Origin of the sequence: Capnocytophaga sp. H2931, from assembly GCF_002302535.1 — a bacterium.
In the GTDB taxonomy this organism is placed as follows: Bacteria; Bacteroidota; Bacteroidia; order Flavobacteriales; family Flavobacteriaceae; genus Capnocytophaga; species Capnocytophaga canis.
On record NZ_CP022381.1, the window covers coordinates 1,082,286 to 1,097,709 of the forward strand.

Consider the following 15,424-nt stretch of genomic DNA (forward strand, 5'->3'; position numbering starts at 1 on the left):
AGAGAGAAAAACGATCCCAAAAAATTGCACTTACCATTGGAATTTAAGAATAACCTTGGCTATCCTTTCTCTTTCTTCATCGGTCATATTGGAGCCTGATGGTAAGCAAAGTCCGTTGTCAAAAAGGGTTTCGGATACTTTTCCACCGTAGTAAGGGGCATCGGCAAAGATGGGTTGTAAGTGCATCGGCTTCCATAACGGACGCGACTCGATATTTTCCTCTAAAAACTTCAAACGCAAGTCTTCACGATGGAATCCTGCTTTGTCCTCGTCAATAACAATCGCCGAAAGCCAATGGTTGGAATAAAAATCCGAAGACGGCTCGGTGAATAAAGTTATGCCTTCTATATCTTTGAAAAGCTGTTTGTAAAATTCGTGATTGGCTCTTCTTTGAGCAATCCTTTCCTCCAAAACTTCCATTTGCCCACGACCGATTCCCGCCGAAATATTGCTCATTCTATAGTTGTACCCAATATGCGAATGCTGATAGTGCGGAGCATTATCCCTTGCCTGAGTGGAAAGAAATACAGCTTGGTCTTTCTGTGCTTGAGTTTTGCACACCAAAGCCCCTCCGCCTGAAGTGGTTATGATTTTATTTCCATTGAAACTCAAAATAGACATTTCTCCAAACGAACCGCATTTTTGCCCTTTATAAGTACTTCCAAGTGCCTCTGCTGCATCTTCCACTACTGGAATTTCGTGTTTTTGGGCGATTTGTAGAATCTCGTCCAATTTTGCTGGCATTCCATAGAGATGCACCACGATAATCGCTTTGGGCTTTTTCCCTTTGACGATGCGGTCTTGGATAGCCTCTTCCAAAGCCTGCGGACACATATTCCAAGTCTCGGGTTCGCTATCGATGAATACGGGTGTTGCCCCTTGATAGGCAATAGGATTTGCCGATGCGGAGAAAGTCATACTTTGGCAAATCACCTCATCTCCTGCCTTTACTCCAAGAATAATCAATGCCAAATGCAAAGCTGCCGTACCTGCCGAGAGGGCAGCAATCTTAGTATTTTCTCCAATAAATTTCTCTAAATCTAGCTCAAAATTATTGACATTCGGCCCTAAAGGAGCTACCCAATTTTCGTCAAACGCCTCGTGTATGTACTTGAGTTCATTACCTCCCATATGCGGAGAGGAAAGCCATATTTTTGTGTTCATCTTATTTTGTTTTTCACAATTTTGCACTACCTAAGTGCATTTTATTTATTTTTTTGCACTATTATAGTGCATGAGCATTATTTTTTACCTTTATCACCTTGGCAGGGTTTCCTACCACTGTAGCATAATCAGGAACATCTCTAATCACCACAGCACCTGCCCCTATAAGACAATCATATCCTGTTTGTTTTACACCTGTCATAATAGTCGCTCCTATACCAACGTAAGACTTCTCTCTGACTAACACAGAAGCTCCCACGTTAACACCAAAAGAAATAAACACATTTTTTTGTATGACAGCATGATGCGAAATTATTGTTCCCGAACTAATCATGACATCGTTATCTATTACGGCCATAGGCATTATAACTACCCCTTGAAGAATATAAATTGCGCTATCTCCTAATATCACATCTGTACCTATATTGACGGTAGAATGAATATAGTTGGGTGTAGAAAAACCATTCTTTCTAACCTCTCTCAATATTCTTTCTCTACTACTCGTATCTCCTATTGGCACAAACACCTTTATTTTTCGGTCCATTTCATCTAATAAAAACTGAAGATTTCCTATAACGGGTAGCTGAGAAATAATTGTGCCTTTCAGTTGTGCATTATCATCTATAAAACCTAAAATTTCATATTCACTTTTCAAATATTTAGCATAAACTTGCCCATAAGTTCCTGCTCCAACTATAATACATTTATTCATACCTAATTGTATCTATTAAACCTTTCAACTGTAGCCTTACCTTTTTGATTTATTCCTTCTCTAATTATTATTTTCAATATGGTGAAAAACAATATTTTCAAATCCAATCCAAAACCTACATTATCCACATACCAAACATCGTATTCAAATTTTTTCTGCCACGATATGGCATTCCTTCCATTGATTTGAGCCCAGCCCGTTATCCCTGGTTTTATCTCATGTCTTCTACGCTGAAATTCATTATAAAGCTCCAAATACTGGGGTAAAAGCGGTCTTGGCCCTATCAAACTCATATCGCCTTTGATGACATTCAGCAGTTGCGGAATTTCATCTAAAGAGGTCTTGCGTACAAAGCTACCAACTTTTGTTAATCGATCCGCATCGGGAAGCAAATTTCCGTGTTCATCTTTTTTATCGTTCATCGTTTTGAACTTGATGATTTTGAAAATCTTCCCATCTTTCCCGGGTCTCAGCTGAAAGAAAAACGGCTTTCCTTGATTGGCAAAAAATAAGCCTATCGTAACTATAATAAACACAGGACTCAACAGTAAAAATCCAATGAGTGCCAAAATGAAATCCAAAAAGGGTTTTATGAAAGTTTTATACATTTCTCCCTGCTATTAAAAAGTTATACTCCTCTAAAAGAGCCTTCCAAACTGCTTCTCGTTGGTACCTTTCCACAATCATTCTACGACTGTTTTGTTGCAACGAATAATACAACGATTTATCCTCTCTCATTTTCTTCATTGCTAGTTTCAGTTCTTCTACAGATTTGGAAGGGATAATGCATCCATTTTCTCCTTCCGCTATAATTTCATTACAACCATTGATATCGGAAACAATACTTGGCAATCCCATCGCCCCTGCTTGCATCACCACATTAGGGAACCCTTCGCGATAACTTGGAAAAACCAAGCCATCGGAAATGGCAAAATACGGACGCACATCCTTTTGAAAACCAACCGCTATGATATTTTCATTTTTCTGTATTTCTTTAATAGTATTGATTTCAAGAGGGTCTAAATCTTTTTCTTCTCTTCCTACCAATAAAAGTTTAGTATTAGGTAAATTTAGTTCAGAAAAAGCGACTATCAATTCGTTGATTCCCTTGTCTCTAACTAATCGTCCTACAAAGATAAAAACAAAATCATCAGATTGTATATTCAATGTCTTTTTTAACTCTTGTTTTTCTTGGTCAGAAATGCTCTCAGGAGAGAAGTACTCAGTATTTATTCCGTTGGAAGAACCATTGGCAATTACTTTCAGCTTGTTTTTGGTGGTAAAATTATTTTCTAAAATAATATGGTATAAGCCTTTAGAATTTGGATAAACCTTTGTAGCACAGGAATAGGTGATTTTCTCTACAAAATTGAGTATTTTTCTTTTATTTCCTTTGGCTTCCATCAATGGCAATCCGGCTACGGTATGCAAACGATGAGGAACCCCTGCTAACTTTGCTGCCAACATTCCTATAGTACCTGCCTTAGGGGTATGTGTATGAACAATTTCGGGTTTTTCTTTTCTTAAAAAATTCCACATTTTCCAAAGCGACTTCAAATCTTGTAAAGGAGTGATTTGCCTCGACATTTCAATAGCCACGGTACGAATGCCCTCATCTTCTGAAACCTCACCTAATTCTTTTCCAAAAGAAGACACTCCCACCACTTCAAATCCGTTATCAGACATGAAACGATGCTGTCCTTTCAGTAAGGTCTTCAAAGAAATAGGGACGGTGGTTATACGGAAGAGTTTAATTCGATTCATCAGCTATATTTATTACAAATCATATATATTTTTATACCATTTTTGAAAACAATAGAAGGTCCATACTCGAAATGAATTATCTTCTTTACTCTGCACATGATTGAGCACTATTCTTTTTATCTCTGTAACATTAAAAATATTTTGTTTTTCAAGAAATCCATCTTCTATATAACTAAGTAGCTCATCTTTCAGACCTTGTTTCAGCCAATCCCCCACAGGTACACCGAATCCTTGCTTTGATTTTTCTAAAAATCCTTCAGGAAATTGGTCTTCAAAAGCCTTTTTAAAAATTATTTTTTTATCATTTCCTTTGAGAAGAAAGTGATCTGGCAATGAATGTGTATAATTCCAAAGAGCATGAGTCAATAAAGGAGCACGACACTCCAATGAAGCAAGCATGCTAGTCCTATCCACTTTAACAATCATATCTCCTTCAAGACTGAGCATTTTGTCCACCTGTCTAAAATCAGACAATGATTGTGGTTTAGGAAGCTGACTCTTGTAATATTTCAAAGGATTTTCCGTAAAATAAGATGATAACATATATCTATCTAACTCATGTTCTGGAAAACCTAATTTAATGATATTATAAAAAAATTCACCATCATAATTAATAGATTGTAATGCTTTTCTTATTTTAAATTTCAAGCCTCTATGATCTTCCCTTTGTTTAGTAAAAACATTCGAAATATTTACAATGCTATTATGAAAAAACTGAGGTACAATGGAAGTGTACTTATGGTTAATCGCTCCTATTCGATATTTGTTATATCCTCCGAAAACCTCATCACCTCCATCTCCTGTGAGTGCCACTTTTACAAAGTCACTTGTTTTTTTGGCTACCATATAGCTTGGCAAAGCTGAAGAATCTGCAAAAGGCTGATCAAAATTCAATAAAATAGCATCTAAATGTTGTGTTAAATCCTTCTGAGAAATAACAAATTCATTGTGTTCGCTTCCTATCAACTGAGCTACCATTCTAGATTTTTCAGTTTCGTCAAAAGATTTTTTATCAAAACCTATTGAAAAAGTATTGATTTTCTGGTCAGTATTTTGTGCCAAACATAAACTGACAATAGAAGAATCTACCCCTCCTGAAAGAAATGTACCCAAAGGCACATCAGAAACGCTCATGGCTAATACACTCTCAGTAACCAAATCCTTGACTTTCTTTTTTGCGGAATAAAAGTCTATATTTTGTTTTTGAACTTTATCTGTATGAATAGGTTCTATATAATAAGTATCTGCTTTTAAATCATAGATCAGCAAGCTATTGGCTTCTAATTTCTTTACCCCCTCATATATTGTAAAAGGTGCTGGAATATAAGTCAACTGAAAATAAAGATTCAGTCCTATTTTATCAATTTTTGGTTTTTGAGACAAAGTTGAAATAATTTCTTTCAACTCTAATGACCAAACGAATCCATTTTGTGTTTGAGTATAATATAATGACTTATTTCCAAAGAAATCTCTAGCGATAAATACTTTATCATTACTTTTATCATATAGAGCAATAGCAAACATACCATCAAGCATTTTAAAGCACTGATTTCCATATTCTTGATATAAATAAAGTATTAATTCTGTATCAGATTTATTTTTAAAACGGTAACCTTGGTTTTCTAATTTTTTTCTGAGTGAAGAATAATTATAAATTCTCCCATCAAAAGTAAGAACTTTAGACTGCTCTTCTAGATGAACAGGATATGTATGTTTTTCTTTTTCCTCTACGAAAATTCTGTGCTCGTCATGTTTTGGATGAATAATTTTCAAATTCATCTCTTCCGAATGCTGTTTAGACAACAAATCTGCTTTTTTATATATTAATCCCTTGATTCCGCTCATAATAAAAATGTTACAAAAAATACTTTAATTCCCCCTTTGTATATACCACTAAAATATCATGAAAATACCGTGAATTTATGTATCGTAATATTCATTTCAATAACCTTTGATATAATTGAAATGTTTGATCAACGGTTTTTTGAATATCATATTGCTTAGCTTTTTCTTTACATTTTTTTCCTACTTCTATCGCCAATTGTTTATCAGTCATCAGTTTTAATAAAATTGATGATAGCTCTTTATAATTTTCATTCTCAAATAAAATTCCTGAACCATTTACTATATCTCTCAACCCCTCTACATCGGATGCTACAAAAGGTTTTTCAGATGCCATTCCTTCTATAGACGAAAGAGATAATCCTTCAAAATCAGAAGACAATACATTAACATCTACCGTTTTTAGTAGCTCTGGAATATCCATCCTTAATCCTAAAAAAAACACACGATGCTCTAAATCCAACTCCTTTACCAAAGTTTTAATTTGCTTTTTTCTCTCATCTGGTCCATCCCCTATTAAAAGTAATTTAGCCGATTCTGGTAATAAAGACATAGCCTTTACAAGTATATCTTGCCTTTTTCCAATTCTAAATGCAGAGATTTGAGCAATTAAAAAATCATTTTTATCAATTTGTTTTATTTCTAATTTTTCTTTTTCATACCCCCTTGCAGTAAAAATCCTACATAAGTTCACTCCATTGTCTATTAAAGTTATAGGAAATTTATTCAAATATCTATCAAAAGCCGATTTTACATCATGAGAAACGGCTATTAAATGATCATACAGCTTGTACACTTTCTTATCTAATATTGATAATAGCATATTATTTGTCCGAGTATTAAATGTACTATGTTCACTAAATACTAACTTAACTTTTGATAGAGATAATAATTTCGCAAAAGCTACAAAGTACATAGCGGGAAAGAGATGCACATGTACCAAATCATACTCACGCAAAAGGGGAATCATTTTAAAAATAAGCAGAGGATTATATGGGGTTCCCTTAGAAAGTTCTATTATTTTAATATTAGTATTTTTTTTCATCTGCTCATAAAAAGGATAAGCTTTAGCATCCAACAGAGCCAAATGTATCTCTACCCCTTTTTTTTGAGATAGTAATGGAAGCGTATCCAAGATTAATTTTTCGGCTCCTCCTGTCCCTAAAGAATTTATTACATGTAACACCTTCATCTTAAGTAATCATTTTTAAAATCGAATTTTGCACCTAATATACATATTTAATATGAAGCCTAATGGCAAAACTATCCAATTTTGATATATTTTTTCACCTTTCAAAATCAATTTTATATCTTTAGCAAAAATTGCAGAAGAAACAAGATGCACCGAACTTTTTAAATTTGAAATAAAAGATTTTTCATACTTCTTATAAATATTTCTAGCGTATGCAAATCCTCTTGGAGACTGTTTGTATTGCTTAAAAATAGTTTTGGAAGAACCTTCCTCCTGATATTCTACAATGCAATACACTTCATTTTGATACATAAAGTCATAATCTCTTCCTATCATAATGTATAGCACATCCAAAGGAACTAGACGTTCATGTTCATATTCTGGATACAGTGGATATTGTTTTATAACATCGGTACGAATTACAAGCTTTTTATCTCCCTTTACTCCGTACTTATTATATAAATCCCAAAGAGAACCTTTTTTAAGTTCTACAGGAATATCTGTACCTATTATTTTCCCTTTATTATCTGCATCTAAACCTATAATCCCTGCAATTTTTTCTTTGTTTTCAATTTGTAACCAAGTTATCAATATTTTTTGAATAGCATCTCTAGGCATATAATCATCTGAATCTATACACACATTAAGTTCTGTTGATATATTTTTGTATGCAAGATTATGTCCTGTATGCATACCACCATTTTCTTTAAAAAGATAAGTTATTTCTATTATATTATCCTTTTGCCATTGACGAATCAATTCTTGAGTATTATCATGAGAGCCATCATCTATTACGAGCCATATAAAATCTCTAGAAGTCTGTTCACAAAGACTTTGATACAGCCTTGGTAACAAATGAGCTCTATTATATGTGGGAGTAAAAACAGTGATTTTTTTCATTACCTAGATATTAAAAACATAAAAAAAGTAAAACCGAAATAAGCCAAAGTAACATACACCAAAAATTGAGTTTGTTTAGACATAATCTTATGTTTTATCAGTGGAAAAACAATGACTAGTGCCATCATAAACCAAGATAAATAAGCAAATCTATTTGAGAAGTTAGCTTTAATAACTAATATCCAAAAACTATTGGCTATCAAGTAGGTGCAATACAGCACTAAGTACGGTTTGTATTTGTAATTTAGCTTGAAAACATAATACCATCCTGCTATTATTGCAGAAGCACTATACAATAAAAAGTCCCAACGAAATCCTGTACTTGAAAAATGATCATCATTCACATTTCCATCTGTAAGATAAGAGGTTCTGCTACTATCTATGAAACCAGCAAAAATGCCTTGTAAATCCATACCTGCTACCAAAGATATTGGAATACATGCTATCCAAAAGTACAAATAATATTTGGGCTGAGTATAAAAATTTGCTAATAAATATGCTAACATCGGCAAAGCTACAGAGTTATGAATACTTACAGCAATAAATAAGATGAGTCCTCGCCATAACCATTGAGTTCTTGATATGGCTAATAAAAAAAATGATGTTGCTATCCCATTTCTTATACCATTCGTTCCATAAGCCCAAAAAGAAAAAGAAACGCTCAATAATAAAAACGCATAAAACCAATAAGCCTTGAACCATTTATTACTGACAAAGTATAAAGGCACAATATACATGGCTGCACAAGTCAAGAAGTAAGCATGTACGCTCATGAAAGAGGAGCAAATTTTTGTAAATATATGAAATAACACATCCTCTTTAATAGTGATTGGGTTCCCTTCCTGATAATTGTTAAAATAGTTTGCATAGACACTCATGTCACCGAAATATTGACCACTCACAGGCCTGAAGCCTACGTAAAAAACTAATCCTATTAAAAATAACATTCCAATATTTTGGGACATTATTACAACTTTTCTATCTTGCAAATCTTTTGACATGGTATGAATACCTATAAACAATACTATTATCAAACTTGTATAATAGTATAAAGGTTTATAATATTCTAAAGGAATCCAGTCAAACATTTTTTGCTCTGTTAGTGAATTTTAATACAGAATCTTCTAAGGTTTCAAATAGTGCTTTATTAAACTTACAATCATACCTTTTTCTTGGGTATTCATTCCGATGGTATAGAGAGAACAAATATATACTATACCTATTAGTACTGCCTTTATCATAAAATCTAACCAACCAACTTTAAATAGAACTATTTGAGTTATTAAAAAAGATACTACCAAGGTTAATACAAACACAAACACCAACCCTTTTGCTGTTAACTTAAAAAATAATATAATATCTAATCCAAGCTTCTTAACAAAAAAAACATTCATAATAATCTGTGCAATAATCCATCCTGTTGCAATTCCACTAATAACACCAATCACGCCAAATTTTTCAACAAGAAACAAAGAACTTAACATTCCTAAAACTATGCAACCTAAATAAATCAAAGCGTTATATTTAAAAAGATTTTTAGCTTCTAATATAGAGTTGGCAAACTTTTGAATTAGAGGTGTAGTGTATCCTATCATTACGATAACTGCTATATAGTAAGATTCGATATAATTCTTACCAACCCATAGGCTTACAAACTGCCTCCCTAAAAGCAAGAATTCAATAAATATGAGCATTAAAGAAAATAATGAAAATCTTGCGATTTTAGTCATCTGAAAAGTCAGCTCAATTGAACTCGTTTTTTTTACAATCATTTGAATAGCCTTGGGTAAAAAAAGATTAGATATTGCTCCCGAAAAAGCTGCATAATAAGACCCTAGTACAATTCCTATCGCATAAATCCCCACTTGAGAAGGATCTGACTTTGTTCCTATTATAAACTGCCCTCCTTTCCATAGTATTTGTTCAGTAACTGCAAACAGAAAAATCCACATAGAATAAGAAAATATTTCGAAGATAAATCTCTTATTCATTTTATGAAAACGAAAAATAATTTTTAAATTATTTTTAACATAAAAATAACTTATTAATATAAAAAAAACATTTAGAATGGTATCCAACAGCACCAGTCCCACAGAATCGGCCCCTTGATACAGCACAGTAATAACTAAAACACTACGAAGTACATACTTAATAACATTCATTGCTCTTGGAAAAACAAAATGCTCATAGGCATTACAAATTGCAGCGAAAGAGCCTCCAGGTATAGATACCATTAAATTAAAAACAAGCAAAAGCATCATTAATTTTGCTTTTGAAATTTGTTCAGGATTTAATGTTTCTCCGAAAATATTTTCTATATTAGAGTATAGAGACAATCCAAATATCATAACAATCAATGAAATACCTCCATATATCATTAAGGAGGTTCCTAAGAAATCTTCTTCTTTCTTTTTATTATTTTCTGCTCTATATTTAGCAACATATCTTACAATTGTATTGTTTAATCCCAAATCCATAATAGATAAATAACCTACAAATGCTCCTATCAAAGTATAAAGTCCATATTCACTATCTCCTAACGAACGAATGATAAAAGGGGTAAGTACTAACCCTACAACATTAGTAAGAATGATGTTTAAATATGATAATATAGCTCCTTTTTTCAGCTGATTCATTGGTGTATATTTTACTAAATCATCTTTTTATTTTAATAAGTTTAATTTTTTCTTCATTTACTAATCACAACCTTCCATCTACCGCCTCTAAAATTCCCTTTACATCATACACCACGGCATTTTCTTTGGTCAAAGAATGAATATCCAACTCTTTAAATTCTTTATGAGCCACACCAAGAACTACGGCATCAAACTTTGTAGAAGATAGTTTCTGGGTGCTTTCCACACCATATTCGTGTTGTACTTCTTCTGGATTTGCCCATGGGTCAAAAATAGTTACTTTTACGCCAAAATCTTCCAAAGCAGCAATCACATCCACAATTTTCGTATTGCGAACATCAGGACAGTTTTCTTTAAAGGTAATTCCTAACATCAATACTTCTGCTCCATTCACATTGATGTTCTTTTTAATCATTGCCTTTACCACTTGCTCTGCTACATATTTGCCCATCGAATCGTTCAATCTTCTTCCTGCCAAAATAATCTCAGGATGATAACCGTATTCTTGCGCTTTTTGAGCCAAGTAGAATGGGTCAACACCGATGCAATGTCCGCCCACTAAACCTGGTTTGAATGGTAAGAAATTCCACTTCGTACCTGCAGCTGCCAACACGGCATGGGTATCGATATCCATCAAATTGAAAATCTTTGCCAACTCATTAACGAAAGCAATGTTAATGTCTCGTTGTGAATTTTCAATTACTTTTGCCGCCTCAGCCACTTTTATAGTCGGAGCCAAATGCGTACCTGCTGTAATCACTGATTGGTAAATATCATCTACGATTTTTCCTATTTCTGGTGTAGAACCCGAGGTTACTTTTAAAATTTTCTCTACCGTGTGTTCCTTGTCTCCTGGATTAATACGCTCTGGGGAATAACCTGCAAAGAAATCTACATTGTACTTCATTCCTGAAGTTTTCTCTACCACAGGGATACAATCTTCCTCCGTAGCCCCTGGGTAAACTGTTGATTCATAGACTACAATATCTCCTTTTTTCAGCACTTTTCCCACCGTTTCACTGGCTTTTACTAAAGGCGTAAGCACAGGACGATTGTTTTTATCCACTGGCGTAGGAACGGTAACGATGTAAATATTCGCGTCCTCAATATCTTTTAAATCTGCCGAACATAAGAGTCCATTATTTCCTGTTTTTAAAGGATTCTCTTTCACTAAAGCGGATTGTAATAACTCATCAGAAACCTCCAAAGTATCATCGTGTCCTCCGTTAAGTTTTTCTACTCGTTCTTTATTAATATCAAATCCTACTACGGGATATTTTGTAGCAAAAAGTCTGGCCAATGGCAGCCCTACATATCCCAATCCGATAACAGCGATTTTAGGATTCGTGGTTAGTGATTGGAGATTAGTGATTGGAGTATTCGTATTGTTCATGTTTATTTCAATTTTAATTTCAAACTTTTTATCAAAGCTAACAGCTGTTTCTTTATAATCAACACTTTTTCAGATAATATTTCTGTGTTTCCAGTGTATTTTTGTCTAAATGCAATCTCAATTTGTGTATCTAATTCACTTAGTGAGCTTAAAGCAATATAACAAAATTGTAAATATTCCTTAGTATTTTTTCTATCAAAACCTTCGGCGATATTAGATGGAATAGAAATCGATGCCCTTCTCATTTGACTGGTCAAAACAAATAACTCCTCTCGCGGAAACGATTTCGTCAATATATAAACATCGTCCACTAAATTCATTGCATTTTTCCAAACATCCAATTCTCTATAACTCAACATCATATTTTATGGTTATTTATTGTTAATAATTCTCCCACCATTCACCATTCACCATCCACCATTCACTACCCACTATTCACCATCCACTACTTCAAATTTTCCCAATACCAATCTACCGCTTCTTTCAGTCCTTCAGCAAATTTATGAGTGGGCTGATAGCCTAAGTTTTTCTGTGCTTTTTCTATGGAAGCCAATGAGTGCGGTACATCGCCCAATCGGTTAGGACCGTTCAGAATTTCTACTTCTGCGATTTTAGGGTCGTATTCCGAAAGATATTTTTTGAGCAATTCTGCCATATCTTTGATGGTCGTTCGGTCGCCTACTGCGGTATTATAGACTTGATTTAGCGCATCAGGATTCTCCGAAGTTATCGCTAAAAGATTCATCTGAATCACATTATCAATATAAGTAAAATCACGAGAGTAAGTTCCATCGCCATTAATGGTAGGCGATTGGTGGTTCATCAGCTGAATCACAAATTTGGGAATTACCGCCGCATACGCTCCTTTAGGATCTTGTCTTCTTCCGAAGACATTAAAATATCTCAATCCAATAGTATCAAAATCATAAGTTCTTTTAAAAACATCGGCATATAGTTCATTTACATATTTGGTAATCGCATATGGAGAAAGAGGTTTTCCGATAACATCCTCCACCTTAGGTAACGATTTAGAATCACCATAAGTAGAGGAACTCGCGGCATAAACCAAGCGTTTTACTCCCGCATCTCTCGCCGCTACGAGCATATTAAGGAAACCACCTACATTCACATCATTACTGGTAATCGGATCATTGATGGAACGCGGTACAGAACCTAAAGCCGCCTGATGCAAGACAAAATCCTGTCCTTCACAAGCTTTTTTACAAGTTTCTAAATCACGGATGTCTCCCTCTATCAAGATAAAATTCTCATCGGATAGGAAAGCCTCTATATTGTGTCTATGTCCTGTGGCAAAATTATCCAAAACGGTCACCATAGCTCCTAATTCCAAGAGCTTTTCAGAAAGATTAGAACCGATGAAGCCTGCTCCACCGGTTACTAATATTTTTTTGTTTTTCAACTCAGAAAATTCCATCTGCATCATCACTCAGATTTCTTCTATTTCATTATTTCGCTATATCCTATCGCTTTTCCTATGAGCGTAGTTGAAGTACAACTTTTTATCTTAACATTCACAAAATCACCCACTTTGTAATGTTCTTTCGGGAAAACCACCACTGTATTTTGAGTGTTACGCCCCATCCACTGAGCATCTGATTTTTTGGAATTCCCCTCTATGAGCACCTCGCAAATCTGTCCGATTTTTTGTTGTGTGCGATACAGACTGTGTTTCTGTTGTAGGTCTATAATTTCTGCTAAACGACGTTTCTTTGTTTCTTCGGGAACATCATCAGCGATTTTGCGAGCAGCTAATGTTCCTGGTCGTTCTGAATAGGCAAACATAAATCCAAAATCATATTTCACATATTCCATGAGAGAAAGCGTATCTTGGTGATCCTCTTCGGTTTCCGTTGGAAATCCTGCAATCATATCTTGAGAAATGGCACATTCAGGCATACGCTCACGAATGTTGTCAATCAACGTAAAATACTCAGCTCGAGTATGTAGTCTATTCATTGCTTGGAGTATGCGATCGCTTCCGCTTTGTACAGGCAAATGAATATACTTGCAGATATTATGATGTTTTGCCATCGTATCTATCACATCCAAAGTCATATCTTGAGGATTGGATGTTGAAAAACGAATACGCATTTTTGGATGTGCCGTGGCAACCATATCCAATAATTTGGCAAAATTGACCGCCGTTGCCTTTTCCATTTCAGTAGCTTTATCAAAATCCTTCTTAAGTCCGCCACCATACCAAAGGTAGCTATCTACATTCTGCCCCAATAGAGTAACTTCCTTAAAACCTGCTACTTGCAAACTATTGATTTCTTCAAGTATAGAAAATGGATCGCGACTTCGTTCACGCCCTCGCGTAAAAGGTACGATGCAGAATGTACACATATTATCACATCCACGCATAATTGAAACGAAAGCAGTTACTCCATTGCTATTGAGACGTATAGGAGAAACATCGGCATACGTTTCTTCCTTGGAAAGAATCACATTTACGGCCTCTCGTCCTCCGTCTACCTCTTGTAATAAGTTAGGCAAATCTTTATAGGCATCAGGGCCAACTACCATATCTACTATCTTTTCCTCCTCCAAAAAGGCATGTTTCAAACGTTCTGCCATACAGCCCAACACCCCCACTTTCATAGCCGGACGACTGCGTTTTACAGAGTTAAATTGCTCCAGCCGTTTTCGAATGGTTTGTTCAGCTTTCTCACGAATCGAACAAGTATTAAGCAACACCAAATCGGCCTCCTCTAAAGTTTGCGTAGTATTGTAGCCCTCTTGAGAAAGAATAGAAGCCACAATCTCACTATCAGAAAAATTCATCTGACAGCCATAACTTTCGATATATACCTTTTTGCTGTTATTTCTATTTACCTCTAAAACAAGACTTTGCCCCTGCTTCGATTCATCTATCACTTTTTCCATAAATGCATATTTTTCAAGCCACAAAGATAGAAAATAATTAGCAATCCACAACCTGATTCATCGTTGTTTTTGAAAAACAACAACTTACCAAAACAAATCAGATTGCACTGGAACTGCCTACCCAACACTACTAACATTTACTTCGCAAAATTCGACTGAAATGCGGTTGCAAATGTTGTCGCATAGCTTCGCGAAATGATTGCGGAGTCCCATTTTTTAATTCCTCCACCAAATCTCTGTGAGTTACTATGGAAATTTCGTCTTCCAGAGTACCATTCGCTAACGCTCCATTCATCTCTTCTCTTTGGAGGTGATGAACATATTCAAATACTGGAAGGATAATTTTCTGAAATCGCAAAAGCATCTCATTATCAGCTATTTTGTAAAGTGATTTATGAAACAAGACCTCATCTTCCAATGAAAAGCTATTACTATCACATTGCACATCTCTGGTTTTATTGACAATTTGTTCCAATGTTTGAATTTGCTCTTGAGTTTTACGTGCAAACACAAAATCAGTCATTCCGATTTCAAACATCAAACGAAATTCAAACAAATTATGCAATGTAGCTTTATCCAGCATGTGTGGATCGAGCATTTTCTCCAAATTTTCAATCAAATTGGGTTCTTTGAGAACCATCCCTTTATGTCTTTTTGACTCAATAAGTCCTAAGGTTCGCAGTCGTAACATAGCTTCTCTCACTGCCGTACGACTTACCCCCAACTGTTCAGCCAATTCCATCTCCTTTGGAAGCGAATCTCCAGGACGAAGATCATTTTCTTTGATATACAAAATAATTTGTTGTTCAATTCTATCTACTAAAGAGACGTTTTCTGAAGGTTCTATTTTCTGAAGTTCTATCATTTGTTTTAATTATTTACGTCCACAACATGTTCTTTTATTCAAAAAAAAA

The 15,424-nt window shown here is 34.7% G+C and carries 14 protein-coding genes; all 14 read right to left on the reverse strand.

Annotated features, from left to right (window positions below; genetic code table 11):
• Nucleotides 1-30: 30 nt before the first annotated feature.
• Entirely contained in the window at nucleotides 31-1,164 is a 1,134-nt protein-coding gene (locus tag CGC52_RS04590; protein WP_111966934.1) for a DegT/DnrJ/EryC1/StrS aminotransferase family protein, read from the reverse strand.
• Between the two features lie 61 nt (nucleotides 1,165-1,225).
• The gene (locus CGC52_RS04595; protein WP_042008895.1) at nucleotides 1,226-1,876 is read right to left on the reverse strand and encodes a NeuD/PglB/VioB family sugar acetyltransferase; all 651 of its coding nucleotides are present in this window, start codon (nucleotides 1,874-1,876) and stop codon (nucleotides 1,226-1,228) included.
• 2 nt (nucleotides 1,877-1,878) lie between these two features.
• The gene (locus CGC52_RS04600; RefSeq protein WP_042008897.1) at nucleotides 1,879-2,484 is read right to left on the reverse strand and encodes a sugar transferase; all 606 of its coding nucleotides are present in this window, start codon (nucleotides 2,482-2,484) and stop codon (nucleotides 1,879-1,881) included.
• Nucleotides 2,477-3,640, reverse strand: a complete 1,164-nt coding sequence (locus CGC52_RS04605; protein ID WP_198540572.1) for a glycosyltransferase family 4 protein — start codon at nucleotides 3,638-3,640, stop codon at nucleotides 2,477-2,479. Before CGC52_RS04605 ends, CGC52_RS04600 begins: the two co-directional genes overlap by 8 nt.
• Before the next feature lie 12 nt (nucleotides 3,641-3,652).
• A complete protein-coding gene (gene asnB / locus CGC52_RS04610) occupies nucleotides 3,653-5,485 on the reverse strand; it encodes an asparagine synthase (glutamine-hydrolyzing) (RefSeq protein WP_095893571.1) in 1,833 nt (610 codons plus the stop codon).
• A gap of 91 nt (nucleotides 5,486-5,576) precedes the next feature.
• Nucleotides 5,577-6,674 (reverse strand): glycosyltransferase family 4 protein, encoded by a 1,098-nt coding sequence (locus CGC52_RS04615; RefSeq protein WP_095893572.1) that lies wholly within the window; start codon nucleotides 6,672-6,674, stop codon nucleotides 5,577-5,579.
• 15 nt (nucleotides 6,675-6,689) lie between these two features.
• Nucleotides 6,690-7,574: a glycosyltransferase family A protein gene (locus CGC52_RS04620; protein ID WP_042008905.1), complete on the reverse strand. Its 885-nt coding sequence runs from the start codon at nucleotides 7,572-7,574 to the stop codon at nucleotides 6,690-6,692.
• Complete coding sequence (locus tag CGC52_RS04625) at nucleotides 7,574-8,662, reverse strand: EpsG family protein (protein ID WP_095893573.1); 1,089 nt, start codon at nucleotides 8,660-8,662, stop codon at nucleotides 7,574-7,576. The genes CGC52_RS04620 and CGC52_RS04625 overlap by 1 nt, the downstream gene beginning before the upstream one ends.
• 36 nt (nucleotides 8,663-8,698) lie before the next feature.
• Nucleotides 8,699-10,210, reverse strand: coding sequence for an oligosaccharide flippase family protein (locus tag CGC52_RS04630; protein ID WP_042008910.1), 1,512 nt, complete (start codon nucleotides 10,208-10,210; stop codon nucleotides 8,699-8,701).
• A gap of 64 nt (nucleotides 10,211-10,274) precedes the next feature.
• On the reverse strand, nucleotides 10,275-11,603 hold the full coding sequence (locus CGC52_RS04635) for a nucleotide sugar dehydrogenase (protein WP_095893574.1): 1,329 nt from the start codon (nucleotides 11,601-11,603) through the stop codon (nucleotides 10,275-10,277).
• Nucleotides 11,604-11,605: 2 nt separating this feature from the next.
• Nucleotides 11,606-11,965 (reverse strand): four helix bundle protein, encoded by a 360-nt coding sequence (locus tag CGC52_RS04640; RefSeq protein ID WP_198540573.1) that lies wholly within the window; start codon nucleotides 11,963-11,965, stop codon nucleotides 11,606-11,608.
• A gap of 83 nt (nucleotides 11,966-12,048) precedes the next feature.
• A complete protein-coding gene (locus tag CGC52_RS04645) occupies nucleotides 12,049-13,038 on the reverse strand; it encodes an SDR family oxidoreductase (RefSeq protein WP_095893576.1) in 990 nt (329 codons plus the stop codon).
• A 23-nt stretch (nucleotides 13,039-13,061) separates the two neighbouring features.
• Nucleotides 13,062-14,510, reverse strand: coding sequence for a tRNA (N6-isopentenyl adenosine(37)-C2)-methylthiotransferase MiaB (gene miaB, locus CGC52_RS04650; RefSeq protein ID WP_095893577.1), 1,449 nt, complete (start codon nucleotides 14,508-14,510; stop codon nucleotides 13,062-13,064).
• Nucleotides 14,511-14,640: 130 nt separating this feature from the next.
• Nucleotides 14,641-15,375: a FadR/GntR family transcriptional regulator gene (locus CGC52_RS04655; protein WP_042345034.1), complete on the reverse strand. Its 735-nt coding sequence runs from the start codon at nucleotides 15,373-15,375 to the stop codon at nucleotides 14,641-14,643.
• Nucleotides 15,376-15,424 lie beyond the last annotated feature (49 nt).